Raw genomic sequence first — 18,747 nt, forward strand, 5'->3', positions numbered from 1 at the left:
GTCAGGGTGAGAATCGGATGGTGATCTGACCGCCGGTGAACCCGGCGTAGTCGGTGCGGCCGGAGGCGTAGATGGCCAGGCCCCGGGCGGTGCCGGAGGCCAGGGCGGTGCGCCAAGAAGCCGGGAGCGTCGCGGAGCCGCGCGCCCCGACGGACAGCTGCAGGAGCTCCTCAGGGCCGTCGCCGACAGCGAGTTGCCCGGACGGCTCGCTCTGGTAGTCGTGCAGGTACAGGTGCATGGGCCGTTTGGCGTTGACTCCGGAGCCGCGGGTCCTGGTGAACGCCACAGTCATCGAGGAGACGTTTTTCCCCGCGCACGCCGAGGCGATCTTCGCCCCGTAGAACCAGCCGCCGCGCCTGTTGCCGCCGCCGGTCCAGTCGCCCTGCATGGGGGTGTTCGCGTAGTCGTCGGGGCGCCCGTTGCGCCAGGACCCGGAGCTGTTGGGGGTGACGGTGACCGGGCTCGGTGCGCGGCCCGGCGGGACGTCCGGCGACGTGTCCGTCACGGCGGAAAGCTGCACGTACAACTCGACCTTGCCCGCGCTGTTCTTCCGGGCATGGACGGTGGTACCTGCCTGCCACCCGGTCCCGGACGGTGCACCGGTGCCCCAGGTGACGGCGCGGACCACCTGCAGGTCGGAGGCGGTGTCGGCGGCGATCTCCCGGACCTCGTCCTCGGTCGCCTCGCCCGGATCGTCGCCGAGCCGCCACACGACGACCGGCCGGACGCTCTTGGTGACGGCCACCCAGTCGCCGGCCGCCCGGTTGCGGTAGCCCTCGGAGCACGGGATGTCGAGCAGCAGCTCGTCCCCGATGCGCAGGTTCACGCCCCGGTCGGTGACGCCGTCGACCTGCGCCGAACGGGTCTGCAGACCGGTCTGCGGCTGCGGGACGAGGAGACGCCCGAGGTCGTCGGCGGGGTCGCTCACGTCAGCCTCCGTGTGGTGGTGCGGGTGGTGCAGGACTGGGTGGCGGAGCCGAGGGAGTACGGGCAGGAGTCGATGATGTGGCGCTGCCACTCGCCCGGCCGGACCTCGACCTCGACGACGTCGCCGGGCTCCAGCATCGGATTGCACGCCGAGGTGAAGCTGAGCGACGCCTGAATACCGAGGGAGTCCGCCAGGCGGGCCCGCCCGACGTCGTACGCCTGCCCTATGTCGGTGATCAGCGCCGAGGCGTACCGCTCGGACCGGATCCGGACCCCGGTCAGCCCGTCCCGCTGCGGGGCCAGAGGATCAGCGACCGGGTCAGGCCCGGCGTAGGTCAGGCTGTTGGGGTCGTCGTCCCACACGTACACGGGGCCCACCGCCTCGGCCCCGTCCCCGCCGTCGCCGCTGATCGCCCAGAGGTTCACCAGGCCCTCGGCGGTCTCCTGCTCGGCGGGCTCGACCAGGGCCACGCCGTACGGGATCCGCCACACCACCGGGTCGGCGAGCGTGGGCACCGGGGCGAAGGTCATGACGCCGTCGGCGTCCGCGTAGACGTCGGCTCCCAGCGCGGCGGCGATCCCGGTTCCCACCCCGGTCGTGTCCGTACCCCCGGACAGGGCGCCCCACCGGTCCTCCTCGACGACGAACGCCGGCACGCCGGTGCCCGGTGTCGCCCCGGGCAGCCACGCGACGGGAACACCGGGCAGGGCCTCGCCGATGAGGACCTCCGCCAGGGCCTGCGCGGAGTCCGGGCCGACCGTGCGGGGTACCGGGAGCTGCGCGGAGCGGATCGCGTCCTCGCGGCCGAGGAGCTCCACCGTGGCGCCGTGCCGGGTGCGGGTGAGCTGGTCGATGACGTACACCCCGGCGGGGATCCACTCCACGTCCATGCGCGGCCCCTGCAGGCCCTGCCACAGCCGCACCTGCGTGATCACGCTGTTGACGCCGGACGGGCCGAGGGGCACGCCGATCAGGTCGGCGGTGCCGGAGTAGCGGCATTCCGCGGTACGGTCCGGCCGCACTTCGGCCGCCGCCAGGCGCGGCACCGGCACCCACGTCTGCCCGCTGTCGTTGGACCAGGCGGCGCGGATCGGCCGGCGGGCCGCCTGGGTGACCGCGGCGAAGGCGCGGGCGGAGGCCTGCAGCATCAGGTGACTCCGTCCGTACTGAGCGATGCCCACGAGGAGTACGAGGCGACGGCCGCGTCCGATGTGGCGTAGCGGGCGGCGAGCTGCTCGTAGGACCAGGCGGGCATCCTCATGGGCTGCTCGGCCGTGTCCGGGCGGTCCACCGGCTCCACCGACCAACTGAACTGGTAGCCGGTGGAGGCACCCAGGCGGCCGGTGGAGATCGGGCCGGTGATGTCGGCGGGCACGTGATACGCGTCGGGCAGCGTGACGTAGCCGGGCCTGGTCTGCAGGAGCAGTACCCCGGAGCGCAGCAGCAGGCGCACCTGCTCGACCGCTGCCGGGGGGACGTCGATGGTGAGCGGGTATGCCTCGGCGGCGTGCTCGTCGAAAGCGACGACCCGGTACGGGGATCCGGGGACCTCGGCGACGTCCTGGCGGCCAACCGCGGACGCCTCCGGCTTCCCCACGATGACCGCCCGCAGGGACAGGGACGGGTCATCCACGCTCTTCAGCCACACGTCCCGGGGCTCGCCGGGCAGAGGCGCGGGCACGGTCACAGCGAGCGCCGAGGACGCCCCGGTCGTTCCGTCGGCGTAGATGGGGGTGGCGGTGTAGACGACGGCCACGCCCAGGGGCGCCTCATGGTCGTAGGCGGTGCCGACGCCCTCGAGCGCCCAGGCGGGGTCGGCGGAGCGGACCGGGACCGGGGCAGCCGCGCCCGGGTCCTGGCGCACGATCCGCACCCGCCGGATGTCCTGCGGGGCCATGTCCGTGGTGACCCGGCGGGACGTGGAGGCGTGCGCCGCCCCGTCCCAGACGCACCCGGGCTGGGACCCGTCCACGTAGGGCGCGGCCGCACCGGTCGACGCCTCGACCATCATCGCGTCCGCCAGCCACACCGCACCCGTACCTGCCGGTGCGTTGTAGGCGATCGCCACACGGTCGCAGGTCTGGCCCGCGGGCACGGTGTACTGGGCGGTGACCCGCACCCATTCACCGGCTGCGGGGGTGCCCACGGACACGGTCCCCAGGGTGCCGCCCGCCGACCGGAAGGCGAAAAACACTGTTGTTCCGCTGCCCGGCACCTTGACCCAGACCGAGGCCCGCAGCACTGTGTCCGCGCCCTGCGGGGTGATCAGCCACGCCACCCCGCTGAAAGTGCCGGAGGTCTGGGTGCTGCGCACGCACGCCGACCCGTACCGGGCGTCAGTCGTCACCCTGGCGCGGCTGCCGGTGTACGTCTCCGTGTCCGCCGTGTCGACCTCCACGGACGGGTTGAGCGCCAGATTCTGGGCGGTGTCGGCGGGGGTGGCCGCGTCGTACGACAGGACCACCCCCGCCCATACCTCGTCCACGACCGCGGCGAGGTACCCGTCCGGGGACGTGACCCGCACCGGCGGCTGTATCTGCGGCGCGGACGGATCCACGATCATCGGCATGCTGCGCTTACCTTCCCTTGGTGCCCGCACGCGCGGTGCGGCGGGCGGTCGACAGCTTGGCGTCCACGCGGCGGTCGAAGTGCGCGGCCAGCGTCGTTCCGTCGTCCAGGACCAGGGCGACGGCCGCCCCGTCCAGCGCAGCGGCCGGGTCGGTCCCGGAGCGCTGCGAGGTGACCGGCACCAGCGCGGACGCCGGCACCGCGGACTGACCGAGCCGCTCGGCCGCCGTGGCGACCGCCGGGGCCATCGCGGCCATCCCGGCGACGACGCCGGCCCCGACATCGGCACCCGCGGCCGCGCCCTTGCGGGACGGGCTGTGCGCGTCGATGCCCTTCTTGCTGCGGATCGCCTTGATCGCACTGTTGCCGAGCGTGGCCATCGCCCTCTGAATGGACTTCTCCTCGGCGACCAGACCGGTCAGGAAGCCCCTGGAGGCGTCCTTCCCGGCGTCGAACATCAGGTCCGCCATGCCGTTGCCGTAGGACTTCGACAGGGACCCTCCGGATTTGACCAGCGCGTTGATCTGCTTGAGGTCCGCGCCGTTGGCCCCGGACACGAGGCCTGCCAGTTGGCTGTCCGGTCCCATCTCGGCGAGCTGGGCGATCAGCTCCTTCGAGCCGCCGCGCTTCTGCACCTTGGTGAGCGACGCCTGGAACCCCCGGGCGGTCGCCTGCCGGTCCTGCAGTCCGGAGATCAGACCGCCGACCGAGGTGACGTCCGCGAAGTTGGACACCCCGAGGAAGTCAGCCATGCCGCCGGTCTTGTCGGCGGCGTAGGACTTGGCCTCCTTGATCTTCGCGGTCACGGCGTCACGCTGGCCGGCCATCTTCTGCAGCTTGGTCGACGCAGCGGCCGTGGCTTTCGCCATGGTCTTTCCGGCCTTGCCAGCCGCGGTGAGATCGGTCGTCAGCTTCTTCGCTGCAGTCGCGATCTTCGACGCGGTCCCGGTGAGGGAGTCCTTGAAGCCCACGAGGTCGGTGGCGATCTTGCTCGGCTTCTTGGCCTTCGCCGTCCCCTTCGCGAACCCGCGCACCGGGCCCAGCCCAGCAGCCATGCGCATGGACTCGGCGTTGGAGTAGACGACCTCCCCGCCCCGGAACTCCATGAGCTCCGGGCCGTTCTCGCCGACCCAGGCGATCTCACCGGGGCGCGGGGACCCGCCGTCGGCGAACCCGCGCAGCCCGTACCGGTGGGTGAACAGCGGGTCCATGTAGCTGCGGGCCCGCGAGCCGACGACCACGCCATCCCCGCCGCGCGACTCGGCGTTGACGCCGTTGATGGTGCCGGCGGTGTGGCCCACACCCGCATTCGTGATGCCGATCATGAACGGGCTCTTGGCGCCGAGGACCCATCCGGGCGGGGCCGTCGCGCCGGAGAACGCGCCGGTAGCCCACCGGCGGTGAGGCTTCTGGCCCCGGATCACGGACTCGATCGCGGACATGAGCCCGGAGCAGTCCCAGGACGGGTTGCCGTTGCCGCCCCACTGGTAGGCCTTCCCGGCCTGCGTGCGCGCCCAGGACAGAGCGCCCTTGAAGCCCTTCCCGCCGATGCCGGCCTTCTCCATCTCGGAGTCGGCCCTGCCCGAGTAGCCGATGATGTTCTTGATCATCCTCTTCGGGATGCCGGTGACCATGTCCCGGTACATCGACGCACTGCCACTGATCTTGTCGAGCAGCGGCCTGACGACGGAGTTCAGCCCGGCCTCGGCGCTGGCCTTGATGCCGTCCTTCAGCCAGGACACACCGGACTTGGCGAGGTCCACACCACTGGACGCGGTCGACTTCACCCAGTCGAAGATGCCGCCCTTGGCGAATCCCTCGCCGCGGAACCCGGCGAGGGACCGGCCCTGCATCGCGGCCCGGTTGACCGCGTGCAGGCGTGCCCGCTCGTACGGGTCGCGCATCGCCTCGGAGACGTAGACGCCCTCACCGCGCCGCATCGGCACCAGCTGGTCATCACCCTGGTGCCACGACGACTGTCCCGGCAAGACGCCGCCTCGAGCGAACCCCTTGAGGCTCTGCTCCTTCAACTTGGGTGCCCCGAAAGCGCCGGCCACCTTGTTCCACACGGGGACGATGCCACCGTTGTAGACCTTGTCGATGATGAACCGGATCGGTTTTTTCGCGATCCCCTCAAGCTTTTCCCACGCGGTTTTGATGGCGTCCTTGGCCTTGCCGAAGGCGTCGCCGAGGGTGGCAACGCCCTTCTTCCCGGACTCGAACGCGGGTTTCAGGGCCTTGTCCCAGAGCCAGGCGGCCTTGTCCCCGATGAAGCCGAACACTGGCTTGGCGTAGGTGTTCCACAGGTCCTTGATCTTGGCGCCGACCAGGCCGATCCCGACTTGGATGAACTGCCAGGCCGGTTTGATCTTCTGCGTCCAGAGCCATGCGGCCTTGTCGCCGATCCAGGACAGCGTGGGCGAGAACACGTTGGCCCAGAGCCAGGACGCCATCGCGCCGACGGCCTTGATCCCGCCCATGATCCCGTCCCACGCGGGCCGGATCGCGTTCTCCCACAGCCATACGGCCTTTTCCCCGATCCACGTGAAGACGGGGGAGAGGACCGAGCCCCACAGCCATGAGGCTGCCGCGCCGATCAGCTTGAACCCGAGGATCCAGGGGCCGATCAGCAGCACCGCGTAGATGGTGGCGAGGACCTTGATGGCTGTCCAGATGAACCCGAACACCGGGTTCAGGACCGACCACATGGACATCGCGGCCGAGCCGATCGCCGAAAGCCCGGCCATGAACATGTCCACGCCCGGTTTGATGGCAGTCCACAGGACGTCCCACCCGGCCTTGATCCCGGACCAGACGCCGTTGACGATGTTCCGGAACGTCTCGGATTTCTTGTACGCGACGACCAGGGCGGCGCCGAGGGCCACCACACCGATGATGATCAAGGTGATGGGGTTGAGGGCCATCACTGCGTTGAACAGGGCCTGCGCGGCCGCCCAGACCCGAGTCACAGCGGCCACACCGCGGATCGCCATGGAGTAGGCGCCGATGATGCCCATCGTGATGCCGGTGGCGATGGCGTTCGCCGACACGGCGAGCGTCACACCGCCGATGGCGATGGCGAGCGGGGTGAACCAGAGCCCGTACTCCTTCACCCACCGGGCGCCGGACATGAACGTGTCGCCGAGTGTCCGGATGACGGGCACGACGTTGGCGTCGACCCACCCGGCGAAGTCCTTCACCTTGGGCAGGACATCGGCGCTCAGGAAGCGGCCGAATTCCATGAGGCGCGGCAGCAGGTATTTCGTCGCAGCGTCTCCCACGACCATGAGGGAGCGCCGCTTGAACTGTTCGAACGAGGCGCCGGCGTTGTCCCGCAGGTCGTCCCCCGCCCGCTTCGCCGCGCCCCCGACGGCGCCCAGGTCAGAGACTGCCTTGGACGGATCCAGAGCGTAGAGAGCCTTGCCGAGGTCCTCGCTCTTCGTGCCGAACAGTGCGACGGAGGCCGCGTTCCGCTCGACCGGGTCTTTCATCCCGCGGAGCTTGTCCAGGATGGTCTGCAGCCCTGCGGCCGCACCGGCGCCGCCCTTCGCGAACATGGCCGTGGACTTCTCGGCGTTCATCCCGAGGAGCTTGAAGCCCTCGGCGGACGCCTTACTGCCGTCGGTGGTGCGGATCTGGAATTCTTTCAGGGCGTCGGCGACGACGTCGGTGTCGCGCGCGCCTGCCTGCATGCCCTGGGAGAACAGCCCGGTGACGGTCTTCATGTCCAGGCCCAGGGACCGGAAGATCGTGGAGTACTCGTTGAACGTGTCCGCCAGGTCATCGGCGCGGGGGCCCATGGTCTGGAATCCCCGGTACATGACGTCCAGGGCCTCGGTGCTGTTCTTCGCGAGACCGTTCTTCACGGCCTGCCCGGCGGCGTTCGCGGCCTGGCCCAGGTCGACCTCGAAGAGGGTGGCCATGTCCTGGACCTTGGTGCTGATCTCGGCGAGCTGTTTCGTCGTGGCCTTCGGCGGGGCCAGCCCGGCCGCCATGGTGGCCCGCACCGCGGCCGCACCCTCGTCCACGGACTCCGTGACCGTGGACGTGAACAGCTTCCCGGCGGCCGCGCCGGCCTTCTTCGCGTCAGCTGCGGACAGGCCGAGCTGGGCCCGCAGTTTGCCGGTGGCCTTCTGCTTGTCGACGGCCTCCTCGATGCCTTTCATGAGGACGGCGCCGGTGGCCACACCGATGACCGCAGCCCCGGCGAGCATCTTGCCCTTCATCCCCGCCATGAGGGACTCGCCGCCGGCCTGCCCCGCACTGTTCGTGGCGCGGGCAACCGGCTCGCCGATCTCCCGGTCCAGCTGCTGGCCGAACCGGGACATGTTCGGCAGGACGTCAACCCACACAGCGCCAGCGCGGGGCATCGGATCACCCCGTTTCTGCGTATTGCGGTGTCACCTGGGCGACGATCCGCTGATATCCCTGGCGGCCGTCCCGCGCTTCTGCGCGTGCGGCCTTGGCCTTCTGCTTCGGTGACGGGTCGCCAGGCCGCCACATCGGCTCCGGGTAGGGCTGCTGGGCGCTCTTCTCTGCCCGGTTGGCGTTGCGGAAATCCGTCTCCATGCGGCCGGTTCGGTCCAGGAGCTCCGCCAACTGGTACTCGGAGGTGGCCCACGGGGACTTGGACGCGGCCCGCGCCAGGGCCCCGTTGGGCGGCAGGCCCTCGACCAGGACACGGAGTTTGCGCAGCGTGATCCGGCCCTGCCAGAACTCGGCGATGGGATCGCGCGGCGCGTAGTGGTGGCAGAGGTCCGCCTCGACGGCCTCGGGGTGGGTCCCGAGGACGTCGACTACCGAGTAGGGCGGCGCTTGATCTGCCCCTGCATGTCCTGCTGCACGGCCAGGAACAGCAGCCCGATATCGCCGTCACCGTGTCCGGCGGCCGCGTAGGTCTCGTACTGCTCGGTGCCGAGGATCGCGAGGGCCTTGTCCTTCGAGGTCTCCGCCCCGTCGACCGCCTCGGTCCAGTCGTCGTCCGCGAACAGCGGGTGAGGGAAGGTCAGGACGTCGCCCTTGTCGGTCTCGAACTCCACGGTGTCGCCGCCGACGGCCTCGGTGTACTGGGCCTTGACCTCGGACAGCTTGTAGCGCTTCTTGTTGGGCTTGCTCATGGTGCTGGTCTCTCGTCTCTGGGTGGCCGGTGGGTGAGCCGGTGGTGGCACCGAGGCGGCAGGGCTCACCCTGGGCCGCCGCCTCGGTGCCGGTGTGCGGGGAGAGGGCATCAGGCGCCGCCCTCCTCCTCAGGGGCGAAGCTGCGCCAGCCGGGCCCGTCGATCCACGTGAGCGAATCGGTGCCGGCCGCCTCGTCCACGTAGGCCTGGTAGGTCACGCCGCGGGAGATCTCCGCCGTGCGGGTCCACTGCTCGTCCTCACGGCCCGAGCGCAGCGCGCTGGGGAAGTGCCGGACGATGTACAGCGCTTCGCCGGTGACCTTGTTGAGGTCCTCGGCGATGAAGATGAGACGCCGGTAGAGGGTCGGCGGAACGAGCGGGCGGGACCAGGTCCAGGCCGCCGTGCCGATTGCCGGCAGGGCGCCGGCTCCGGTCAGCGGCAGGTTCTCGTACAGCGACACGGCGGCGGCATTCGTCTCCTGCGGCACCCACTGCGCGGTCTGGATATCCGTCTCCACGTCCGACCGGGTCGGGGACGAGGACTGCCCGGACTCCACATCGCTGTTGGACAGGTCCCCGGAGAACGTGACGCCATCGGTCGTGGTGTAGCCCACGGGGACGTAGCCGGCGGGCAGGGTCTGCAGGATTCCCGCGATGTCGAACGGGTCCTCGACCGCGTCCGCCGTGGTGTCGGCGGCGAAGATCGCGTAGCGCAAGGCCTTGCGGATCAGCGAGGTGCGCAGATCCGCCATGGTGGTGAAGTTTCCGGCGGCCATAGCTGGCCCCTTTCATGACGGTGGCCCCGGGCGGACGCCAGGGGCCGAAGGACGGTTGTGGGTCAGGTGGCCGCGCGTTCCCGCATGGAGACCGTGTAGGTGGCCACTGCGCGCCGCAGCGCCGGGTTCCCGTACGGGACGAGGGCGGGCCGCTGCTGGGTCGTCACGTCGTCGATGACGGCTTTCTGTCCGGGGTTGTGGGTGGCGGCCAGGGCGTGCATCGCCTTCCGGGTCTGCTCGGCCAGGTCCCAGGTCGCCGCCCGGGTCGCGGCGAAGCTGTGCACGTCGACGGTGGCGGTGTCGGTGACTCGGTCGTCGCCGCCGCCCGCGACCTGCACCCACACCAGCGGCAGCCGGGTCTCCAGTTTGTCGGGGAGTTCGTCGGCCACCTTCACCCCGGGCAGGTGTGGGCGGATGCCGGTCATCACGGCCAGTTCGATGTCCGCCCACATCACGTCACCCCGTCGATGCGGGTATGAGCGGCCCGGCCAAGGATCCGGCGGCGCGGGGTCTGTGAGGTTCCGTGTTCGTGGTCGACGGCGTCCTCGCGGTCGGCGACCACTGCGGCGGTCGGCCGGCCCCGGGGGCGGATCTCCTCCACCACCTCGATCGAGGCGGCGAACTCCTCGAGGCCTTCGCTCCTGGCGATGGCCTTTGCCACCGGGGCGATGCGGTCCGCCTCGGCCTTGAGTCCGGCGCGGACCGGCTGGGACTGCATGATCCCCGGAATGGACCGGGGGTCGAACTCGAATCGGATACCGGACATCAGCCGGTCACCACCTTCAGGAATGCCTCGGTGTGATCCATCAGCCCGGCGAAACTGCCGTGTTGTCCGGGCTCCCCGTCGACCTCGTACAGCACGCCCTTGAACCGGATGCGGGACATGTTCGTGAGCCCCATGTCCGGCGGTCCGGCCAGGCGCCACCGGGTGACGACCTGCACCCGGTCGTCGGTGGCCTCGGTGCTCGAGGCGGGCTGCATGTTGCAGTGGTCGACGTCGCGCTCCTGGTCCTCGTAGACGTCTTGGCCGCGGTCGTCCTCGCCCACCAGAACCCGGGTGATGACGGTGACGGTGTCCCGCCGCAGCGGGTTGTCGATCGGAGCCGTCACGCGTCGTCCCCCCGGTTCAGGCGGTGCGCCTCCACGGCGGCCGCCCACTGCGAGGTGATCCCCACTGCGGCCGTTGCCGCGAACGACACGGACTCGGTGCCGGTGGTGATCTGCTGGATCGCCGGGTCTAGTCGGTAGATCGCGCGGGCCTGGTCGATGACCGCCTCCGCCACCTCCTCGGGGATCACCTCGTGGCCGTGGTCGTAGGTGACCGCGATCTCCGACCAGTCCGGCCAGCACCCGCCCGGGTGCAGGAGCACACCCGAGCGGCGCTTGGCCCGCACCCGTTCCACCACGACGTCGTCCACCAGGACCTCGCCGAGCCGGACGACCGGGGCGGCCGGCAACTGCAGCACCGCCCGCCCCGTCCCGTCCAGGAACACCGTGTCGTCGGTGACCAGGGAGACCGGGTGGCGGACCGCGCCGCGGAAGCGCCGGGTGGCGGCCCGCAGCGCGGCCAGCAGCCGCAGATCATCGGCCGGGAGGTTCAGGAACGAGGCGAGGTCGGCCGGGTCTGCGAGGTAGGGCTCAGGCCCCGCCACCGGGACCGCCAGACTCTCGCTGCCGGGCCTCGATCAGGAACTCCTCGCGGCGCTCCAGCAGGCCCTTGCGCTGCTCGCCCGTGGCCTCGGCGTCCAGGACCCGGGCGGTCTCCGCCTCGTCCGCCTCGGCCAGGTGCGCGATGACCTGCAGCACGGTGTGCTCTGCCGGGTCGAACGCGTCCGGGTCCTGCTCCTCCTGCGTGCGGGGGTCCGCCTGCGCGGCCGTGAGCGGGGGCGCCTGCCCGCCCGCGGGCGGGGCCGTACGCGCCCGGTAGCGGGCCGCCTCGTCCGACCGCACCCGGATACCGTCGATGGTGACCATCTTGTGCTGCGGCATGATCAGCCCTCCTCTTCGGCCGGCTTGATGACGATCAGCCGGTTCGGCTTCCAGATGACCTGCATGGCGCGCAGCTCGGCCCGCACGTAGACGAGGTTCCGCTGCGCGTAGTCCTTGTGCTGGTTGAACGCCAGGACGGAGAGCCCTTCCACGTCCAGGAGGGCGACCTGCCGCCAGTCGCCGAGGATCACCGTTCCCGGGGCGAGGCGCTGCGACAGCGCGCGGGCGCGGCCCCAGGACGTGTTGGGCCCCTGGCCGAACGGGCCCTGCCCGAAGAACCGGTCATTCGCGTCCTGCAGGAGGTCCCACGCCTCGTCGTCCTCGGGCGACATGAGGGCCGCGGTGACGTTCCCGCCGGGCAGTGTGGTGATCTTCGTGATCGCCTGGCGGATGGCCTTGACCTGCGCCATGGCGTCCGCGCCCGGGGTGTAGGTGAGCTCCTGCACGCCGGTGGTGTTGAGGATGCCCTTGGGCTGGCCGCCGGTGCCGGAGCCGTTGAGGAGCTTGTCCTCGACGACGGAGTCCAGCGAGTACTCCAGCTCGTTGTTCATGTACGTCGCCAGCGCCGGGGCGTTGGACAGCAGGGCGTTGGTGACGTCGTAGCCATCCGCGTACGTGTACGGCTTGGCGTCAGCGAGCTCCGTCGTGATGGTCGACGTCGGCTTGAGCGCGGTGGACGCGTCGCCGGGCAGGATCTCATCCTGGACGACGGCCGCGTTGCGGGTCACCCCGGTCACCTGCAGGTACTCGAACGGGCCGGACGACTCACCGCGGCTGACCAGGTCGAGGATGCTCAGGTTGTCGCGGTCGACCTGGTCGACCATCGGCATGCGGATCGGGGCGACGTGGCCGAGAGCGACCTGCAGCGGGGCGGCGGTTGCCTTGCGGCCGGCCATCCACTCCTTGAGCGAACCGACGCGGGTCCGGCCGATGTCGACCGCCGAGCCCTCGCCCAGGCCGGACGGGTGCTGCTTGCGGAACTCGGCGTAGAGGCCCGACTTCACGAACCGGCCGCCGAGGGTGAGGACGTCGCCGTCCTCCTGGCGGTCCTTCACGCCGGACAGCTTCGGCCCGGGCCGCTCGGCGGCCTTGCCCGCCATCGCGGCGGCCGCGGCCTGGGCGTCGTCGGCGGCCTTCACCTTCGCGGCGACGTCGTCCGACTCGGACTTGATCTCGTTGATCCGGGCCACCTCGTCCTCGGTGAAGTCCCGGCCCTCGCCCTCCTGCGACTTGGCGACGATGTCCGCCGCTTCCTTCAGCAGCGCCTGCAGCTTCTCGCGCAGCGTCATCCTGTGCTCCTCATGGTCATCAGTTCCTGCGTGGTGACCCATGCGGATACCTGGGCGGGCGTGAGCGCGGGAGCCTTCGCGGCGGCCTGTTCGGCGGCGGCGGTCTCCTCGGGCGGCTGCTGGCCGGTCTCCTGCTCGGGTGTGGCCCCGGCCGCGGGTGCGGGCGGGGAAGTCTGGGTCCGGTTCTTCTCCGGTGTGGCTGCGGCGAGGACATCGCCGATCGAGGCGTGTGCCGACGCCAACGCGTCGTAATTGGACTGGCTGAGCACACGGCCGGCCTTCGCGGTGTGGGCGAGATCGGCGGCCTTCGCGGCGAGCAGCTGCGTCTGCTGGTTCGCACCTACCAGACACGGCCCCACCTCGAACAGCGAGCTGAACCGCTTGATCTCGTAGTACTCGCCCCACGGGTGGTTGACCGTGTCGTCGGTCTCCACCCACCCGCCCTCTCCTACCTCGTAGGCGAACGAGAACTGTTTGATGCGGCGGCCCTTGAGTAGACCGTGCACATGCCGGGCGGTCGGGTTGGTGTCCATGTCCTCGATCCGGCCGCGGACCTTCAGGCCCTCGGGGATCTCCTCGGACTCCACCACGATGCCGATGTGCGCGAACGGATCGCCCCACTTGTGGGCCCAGACGACGGGGATCGGGTCGCCGGAGGCCTTCCACTCGGCAAGGACCTGGCCGAACGCCCCGTAACGGATGACGTCGCCCATGGAGTCCTCGTTACCGAAGACGGAGACGATCGCGATGAACTCGCCCTCGGCGAGCCCGTCGGCGGGGCCGACAGCCTTGATCTTCGCCGTGCATTCCTTGGTACGGGGCACGGTCAGATCCCCTCTCGCTCGGGCCAGTGCCACGTACCGCCGCGGTGGATCGGCTCGGACTGCGGGCAGCGGTTGAAGAACATGCCGCCTGGGTTGAGTACGGCCAGGTCCAGGACGATGGCGTCGCTCTCCCACTCCTGGGCATGCTCGGTGTCCGCGGCGGGCAGGGCCCCTTCGGGAACGCCCGCGACGATGGCGGCCCGGCACTGCGAGGAGTACTCGCCGCCGGGGGTGCCGTAGCTGACGTAGTGGACGATGCGGCCAACGGTGGGCTTCACGGTCAGCCCCCCTCTCGTGAGTAGTCGAGTCGGCAGTTGCAGTTCGCGGTCTCGGCCGCGTCGCCGTTCGCGTCGCCGGGCCAGCGCAGCCCGTTGTCGAATACGCGGCCGAGCTCCACGGAGTCGCCGCCCAGGCGCACGTGCGAGGCGCGCGGGTTCTTGCCCCCGGTGCGCCACACCTTGTGGGTCAGTCCGGAGGCGCCGGCCGCGTCGTGGCCGCCGAAGCTGCGGGCCTCGGTGGACGAGGTGACCGCACGCACCGCAGCGGCCGTGACCCATGACGCCAGGCCTGTGCGGAGGTTGTCGCGCCAGTCACCCTCATTGGCGACGGCGGACGTCGCCGCGGTGAACGCCGCCTGCTCGTACTGCACGGCGTGCGACTCGGCAGCCTTGGCCAGCCACGCCTCCATCACGACCGGGTCCCAGCCGTCCGCCTCCGGGTTCCACACCCCGAGGACGTCCCACGCGCCGATCTGTGCGAGCCGGAACCCGTACCCGGCCATGAGGGCGGCGAGCTGCTGCTGACGCTCCGGGGACGACGCGTCCCACAGGTCGTAGAAGTCCGGCGGCCCGTCCGCTTTCGCATCAGCCGCGGACAGCAGTCCGTCCGCCTGACGCTGCGCCCATGCTGTGAGCGCCTCGGTGTAGGCGTCGCGTTCCGTCTCGAACGTGGCCAGGTCCTCCGGCCGCCCTGCCTTCATGCCGGGCGGCCCTGCCCTTTTGGGAGGGCGGGCGGTGGGGCGGTGTCCGTCGGGGATGCCAGGCCGCCGACCACCACGTTGAGCGGGGTGATCAGCTCGTCCGTGCCGTCGACGTGCGGAAGGTTCTGCACGGCCCGAGCCTCGGAGCGCAGCATGTACGGAGCGCCAACGGCGGTCTGCAGGAGCGTTGCCTGCTCCGTGAACGAGCCGCGGAGCTTCGATTCGACGTTGGCTTCGATGTACAGGTTCGAGCCGGGGGCCAGGATCGGCACCAGCATGGTGTTGAGGACGTCCTGCAGCATCGTGATGTCCGGGCCCACCGAGTGGGTGTAGAGCATCTGGCGGAACGCGTCCACGTTGGAGAACGTCCCTTCGCGGGCACCGACCAACTCGGGAGGGATGTGGTAGCTCGATGCGACCTCTGCGTCGGTGAGCTTGCGGCCCTCGATGTCCTGGGTCTCCTGCGGGTTGAACGCCGTGACGGTCTTGAGCGTCATCCCGTCCTCGAGGATCGGCGTTCCGCCGGCCGAGGAGCCGCGGCCGATGAACGCGTTGAACGCCGCCTGGAACCTGGCCTTCGCGGCGGCTGACCAGCCCGGTGCGTCCGCCGGCCGCTCGATGACGGTGGGCACCCTGGCCCCGTTCTTCCACACCGAGCGGCGCCAGGCGACTGCCTCGGCCTGCTCGGCGAGGATCTGCTGCATCGTCTCCATCGGGCTGGTGCCGTCCGCCCCGACCGTGGCGTAGCCGTGGTCGAACAGGTACCGGGCGGGCAGCGTCACCACCTCCGCGGGGCCGCGCGAGGAGATCAGATAGAGGGCTGCGGGCTGGTCGTCGTCGTCCGCCAGGATGTGCATGCGCCGTGCCGGTTTGCGGCGGAGCTCCCACCCGGACGGGGTGTCTGCGTTCGGCAGGACCTGCACGCACCACCGGTCGTGGATCAGCCAGTCCAGGATCACGGAGTGCCAGAGGCGGGACGGCGGGACGGACGGGGCCGGGTTCGACAGGAGCAGGGCCAGGGGGTGATCGGTGACCCTGCGCCGGTCGGTGTCCGAGACCCGTTCGTAGACCTGCCAGGGAATCGTGCACAGGGCCCGGGCGATGTAGTCCGTGACCTTCCTGACGCTGGGCTGGGTCTCCCACACGTTCAGTGCGGCGCCGGTGCCGGCGTAGTTGGACAGCGGGACGCCGGGGTCGACGACCCGGATCCCGTTCTCGGTGACGTACCGGCCGAGCTCGGCCAGGTCGTCGAACTGCTCGCTCTTCACGGGGACGAGGGCGCCGGACTGGTCGATGACCTGACCGGAGGCCCCCTTGCTGCGACGCCACCAGGGCATACGCCGTCTCCTCTCTCAGATCACTTCGAAGTCGCTGTCCTCGTACGCGGACGTGCGCCTGGGCGGCCGGGCCAGGACCTCGGATATGGCGTCACACAGGGCGCTGATCCCGTCGATCTTGTCGGCGGCCGATGCCTTGTCCGGCTTCACATTTCCCGCGGTGTCCATGGCGACGGCAAGGTTGTCGACCATCCACGTCATGACGGGGTTGCCGTCGTGGCGCAGCATCGGCGGGCCTTTCGCGCCGAGGAGCAGCAGCCGCTTGATCGCCTTGAGCGCGGGCGACATCGTCTTGTAGCCCTGGCCCACGCCGACCATCGGTGCGCGTTCGCCCTCGAGGTCGTTCGTCAGCGAGGTACTGCCCCACCGGTCGAATCCGAGGGCCTTCACCTCGAATGAGTCCAGGTCCTTACGGATGGCGGCGCCGATCACGTTGTAGTCGGTGACGTTGCCCGGGGTGGTGCGCAGCCACCCCTCCTTCACCCACCGGGACGCGGCGTCGGCAGTCCGCTTGTCCAGGGAGGCGAGGTTGTCCTCCGGTGTCCAGAACCGCAACACGAGGTCGAGGCTGCCGTCGGTGTCGTCGGGGAACAGCCACGCCAGCGCGTTGAGGTCGGAGACGCTGCCGAGGTCCAGGCCGCCGTACGCTTCGCGGCCGCGGAGCTTCACCTCGTCGACCAGGGCCTGATTGGTACGCCAGGCGTCCAGGTCCAGGAACTTGGTGACCTGCTTGGTGCGGATCCCCAGGTGCAGGCGCTGAAAGGCAGCCAGGTCGGCCGGCGACTGCTGAGCACCGCGCGCCTTGCGGGCCAGGTACGCCCGGGTCGGGCTGATCCCGAATCCCGGGTTGGCTGCCCGCCAGGTCTCTTCGACGAAAGGGTCGGCGTCCTTCGGCACAGCGAAGATCACGCCGTACACCGACGGGTCCTCGAGGACCCCGCGCGCCAGCTGCTCGATGCGGGTGCGCTTGCGGGCGTAGATCGTCTCGGGCTTCCCGGAGTCCGCCGTCGTGATCATGACGATCAAGGGCTGACGCCTCGAGCCGGTTCCGGACTCGATGACCTCCACCAGGTCCGGGCTCTTGTAGACGTGCAGTTCGTCGATGATGCCGGCGTGGAGGTTCGCTCCGTGCTGGGCGTCCGCCGCGTTCGCGATCACCTCGAAGTAGCTGCCGCTCTTCGGGTGGATGATCTTGCCCTGGTAGGCCTTGACGTGGCCCTTCAGTGCCGGGGCTCGCTCGGCGAGCTGCTTGATCGGCGTGAAGACGAAACCGGCCTGCGCCTTGGTGGTGGCCGCGGCAACAACCTGGGCGCCGGGCTCGCCGTCCGCGCACGTCATGTAGACAGCGATGCCGCCGGACAAGGTGCTCTTGCCGTTCTTGCGGGGCACGTCGACGTACAGCTCGGAGATGATCCGGACGTACATGTCGGCGTCGTCGTCCCAGTGGACCCACCCGAAGACGGGGGCCAAGATCCATGCGACCTGCCACGGGTCCGGGATCAGCGGGCGCCCGGCCCACTGTCCCTGGGTGTGGCGCAGCAGGGAGAACGACTTGATGACCTTGTCGACGCGTTCGGGGTCGAACCGTGCGCCGGGGACGTCCCGGGGCTCCGGGGTCTTGATCAGCGGCGGGCAGTCCGGGAGAGCGATGCCCCGGGAGACGAGGTACCACCCGACCTCTGGGGAGAGCTTGAGGCGCTCCAGCTCGGCATCGTCCAGGAACGCGCCGGGGACCGGGGCCGCCTCGTCCTGCTCGGCGGCCTTCCTACGCGAACGGGTTGTCGTCCTCGTTGCCATCGTCGGCCCCTCTCGCCAGGGCCTGCTCTGACGAGGGGGAGAGGCCGAACTGGGCGGCGAACCCGCGGAGCTCGCGGCCGGCGTTCCGCGCGATCGCCACGGACGGGTTGGGCACCGTCTTTTCGGTGGACGATCCGTCGGGCCGGGTGGTGATCTGCTGGACGGTCAGCCCGGTCAGGGTCACCTCACGGGTCGCGGACACGAAGATGGACCAGGTCTCGCAGTGGGCGGCGAGCATCGCCCGGTCCTCCTCCTTCAGGAGGTCCAGGCGCTGCAGGCCGGGGACGATGCGGCGCCACTCGGCGGCGGCCTCCCGGGAGAGCCACGTCGGGGGCTTCGGAGGGATGCGCCGGAAGGCCGGCGGGGGCTTGATCGTACGGCCGCCGGAGTCGCGCCCCTCGCCCCTACCGGTCAGCAACTTGAGCGCTGCAGGCCGCTCGGTGCGTCCCATGCCTACCTCCTGACCTGCCCAATCACTGGTGACGCTCCGTCATTTCCCCAGTTTTGGTTTCACAATTCTGAGCGTGTATGTGCCGAGCTGACGGCGCCGGGCCCCCAGAAAAAAATCCTGGAAATCTGGACTCCCCTACCCCTGGGAGGGGGCCGCCAGGGCGAAATCGGACTGATCGACATCGAGACTGGCGGCGACCCTGGTCAGCAGGTCGGCGAGGGCTGCGCGGACGTCCGGCATGGCCACGAGGCCGCCGTGAACGTCCACGGTGATCGCTCCGACGTCTGCTGAGAGGTCCTGGCTGTCGATTTCGACGCTCAGACGGACCGGGCTGGTGATCTCAGCGGGCATTTGGGGCCTCCAAGTGGCTCTGAGAGGGCTCAGCGGGCCTTGCGACGTGCTCTGTTGGCCCTCGCAGCCTCCGCCTTGCTCTTGACGAGGTGGCACGGCTCGCAGATGAGCCCGAGGTTGTCGAGGTCTTCGGCTGCTCCGCCCTCAGCGATGGGCGTGACGTGGTCGAGCTGGTGTTGATGCTCGCTGTCCGGATCGTCGTCGAGGTCGGGCTGCTCGATGCCGCATCGGTAGCAGCATCCGTTGTCGCGCATGGTCACGCGCCTCTTCAGCGTGCGCCATCTGCCTGAGCTGATCCCGTACCGCGCTTGCTTGTCGTCCCTGCCTGCCCATGGGATGCG

General features: G+C 70.2%; 21 protein-coding genes. All 21 read right to left on the bottom strand.

The window, feature by feature from the left end:
• Position 1: 1 nt before the first annotated feature.
• On the bottom strand, positions 2–928 hold the full coding sequence (locus ACIRJR_RS09315) for a hypothetical protein (protein WP_403776164.1): 927 nt from the start codon (positions 926–928) through the stop codon (positions 2–4).
• On the bottom strand, positions 925–2,076 hold the full coding sequence (locus ACIRJR_RS09320; protein ID WP_403776167.1) for a phage tail protein: 1,152 nt from the start codon (positions 2,074–2,076) through the stop codon (positions 925–927). The genes ACIRJR_RS09315 and ACIRJR_RS09320 overlap by 4 nt, the downstream gene beginning before the upstream one ends.
• Positions 2,076–3,497, bottom strand: coding sequence for a hypothetical protein (locus tag ACIRJR_RS09325; RefSeq protein WP_403776170.1), 1,422 nt, complete (start codon positions 3,495–3,497; stop codon positions 2,076–2,078). Before ACIRJR_RS09325 ends, ACIRJR_RS09320 begins: the two co-directional genes overlap by 1 nt.
• A 7-nt stretch (positions 3,498–3,504) precedes the next feature.
• Positions 3,505–7,824, bottom strand: coding sequence for a phage tail tape measure protein (locus tag ACIRJR_RS09330; RefSeq protein ID WP_403776173.1), 4,320 nt, complete (start codon positions 7,822–7,824; stop codon positions 3,505–3,507).
• Between the two features lie 46 nt (positions 7,825–7,870).
• Complete coding sequence (locus ACIRJR_RS09335) at positions 7,871–8,065, bottom strand: hypothetical protein (RefSeq protein WP_403776176.1); 195 nt, start codon at positions 8,063–8,065, stop codon at positions 7,871–7,873.
• Between the two features lie 227 nt (positions 8,066–8,292).
• Positions 8,293–8,613 (bottom strand): hypothetical protein, encoded by a 321-nt coding sequence (locus tag ACIRJR_RS09340; protein WP_403776179.1) that lies wholly within the window; start codon positions 8,611–8,613, stop codon positions 8,293–8,295.
• Positions 8,614–8,723: 110 nt separating this feature from the next.
• Positions 8,724–9,389, bottom strand: coding sequence for a phage tail protein (locus ACIRJR_RS09345; protein ID WP_403776182.1), 666 nt, complete (start codon positions 9,387–9,389; stop codon positions 8,724–8,726).
• 62 nt (positions 9,390–9,451) lie between these two features.
• Positions 9,452–9,841, bottom strand: coding sequence for a hypothetical protein (locus tag ACIRJR_RS09350; protein ID WP_403776185.1), 390 nt, complete (start codon positions 9,839–9,841; stop codon positions 9,452–9,454).
• A complete protein-coding gene (locus tag ACIRJR_RS09355) occupies positions 9,841–10,155 on the bottom strand; it encodes a hypothetical protein (RefSeq protein WP_403776188.1) in 315 nt (104 codons plus the stop codon). Before ACIRJR_RS09355 ends, ACIRJR_RS09350 begins: the two co-directional genes overlap by 1 nt.
• Positions 10,155–10,499 (bottom strand): hypothetical protein, encoded by a 345-nt coding sequence (locus tag ACIRJR_RS09360; RefSeq protein WP_403776191.1) that lies wholly within the window; start codon positions 10,497–10,499, stop codon positions 10,155–10,157. Before ACIRJR_RS09360 ends, ACIRJR_RS09355 begins: the two co-directional genes overlap by 1 nt.
• On the bottom strand, positions 10,496–11,041 hold the full coding sequence (locus ACIRJR_RS09365) for a mobile element protein (protein WP_403776194.1): 546 nt from the start codon (positions 11,039–11,041) through the stop codon (positions 10,496–10,498). The genes ACIRJR_RS09360 and ACIRJR_RS09365 overlap by 4 nt, the downstream gene beginning before the upstream one ends.
• Positions 11,028–11,378: a hypothetical protein gene (locus ACIRJR_RS09370; RefSeq protein ID WP_403776197.1), complete on the bottom strand. Its 351-nt coding sequence runs from the start codon at positions 11,376–11,378 to the stop codon at positions 11,028–11,030. The genes ACIRJR_RS09365 and ACIRJR_RS09370 overlap by 14 nt, the downstream gene beginning before the upstream one ends.
• Positions 11,379–11,380: 2 nt before the next feature.
• Positions 11,381–12,667 carry a phage major capsid protein gene (locus ACIRJR_RS09375; protein ID WP_403776200.1) on the bottom strand — a complete coding sequence of 429 codons (1,287 nt, stop codon included), beginning with the start codon at positions 12,665–12,667 and terminating at the stop codon, positions 11,381–11,383.
• Positions 12,664–13,491 carry an HK97 family phage prohead protease gene (locus ACIRJR_RS09380; RefSeq protein ID WP_403776203.1) on the bottom strand — a complete coding sequence of 276 codons (828 nt, stop codon included), beginning with the start codon at positions 13,489–13,491 and terminating at the stop codon, positions 12,664–12,666. The genes ACIRJR_RS09375 and ACIRJR_RS09380 overlap by 4 nt, the downstream gene beginning before the upstream one ends.
• Positions 13,492–13,493: 2 nt before the next feature.
• Positions 13,494–13,769 (bottom strand): hypothetical protein, encoded by a 276-nt coding sequence (locus ACIRJR_RS09385; RefSeq protein WP_403776206.1) that lies wholly within the window; start codon positions 13,767–13,769, stop codon positions 13,494–13,496.
• A gap of 2 nt (positions 13,770–13,771) precedes the next feature.
• On the bottom strand, positions 13,772–14,470 hold the full coding sequence (locus ACIRJR_RS09390) for a hypothetical protein (protein ID WP_403776209.1): 699 nt from the start codon (positions 14,468–14,470) through the stop codon (positions 13,772–13,774).
• The gene (locus ACIRJR_RS09395; protein WP_403776212.1) at positions 14,467–15,807 is read right to left on the bottom strand and encodes a phage portal protein; all 1,341 of its coding nucleotides are present in this window, start codon (positions 15,805–15,807) and stop codon (positions 14,467–14,469) included. The genes ACIRJR_RS09390 and ACIRJR_RS09395 overlap by 4 nt, the downstream gene beginning before the upstream one ends.
• A gap of 15 nt (positions 15,808–15,822) precedes the next feature.
• Complete coding sequence (locus ACIRJR_RS09400; protein WP_403776215.1) at positions 15,823–17,604, bottom strand: terminase large subunit; 1,782 nt, start codon at positions 17,602–17,604, stop codon at positions 15,823–15,825.
• A complete protein-coding gene (locus tag ACIRJR_RS09405) occupies positions 17,573–18,055 on the bottom strand; it encodes a phage terminase small subunit P27 family (RefSeq protein WP_403776218.1) in 483 nt (160 codons plus the stop codon). Before ACIRJR_RS09405 ends, ACIRJR_RS09400 begins: the two co-directional genes overlap by 32 nt.
• A 135-nt stretch (positions 18,056–18,190) precedes the next feature.
• Positions 18,191–18,406 carry a hypothetical protein gene (locus tag ACIRJR_RS09410; protein ID WP_403776221.1) on the bottom strand — a complete coding sequence of 72 codons (216 nt, stop codon included), beginning with the start codon at positions 18,404–18,406 and terminating at the stop codon, positions 18,191–18,193.
• Positions 18,407–18,435: 29 nt separating this feature from the next.
• On the bottom strand, positions 18,436–18,660 hold the full coding sequence (locus tag ACIRJR_RS09415) for an HNH endonuclease (protein WP_403776224.1): 225 nt from the start codon (positions 18,658–18,660) through the stop codon (positions 18,436–18,438).
• Positions 18,661–18,747 lie beyond the last annotated feature (87 nt).

It is taken from the genome of Streptomyces sp. NPDC102402 (assembly GCF_044765765.1).
GTDB lineage: Bacteria > Actinomycetota > Actinomycetes > Streptomycetales > Streptomycetaceae > Streptomyces.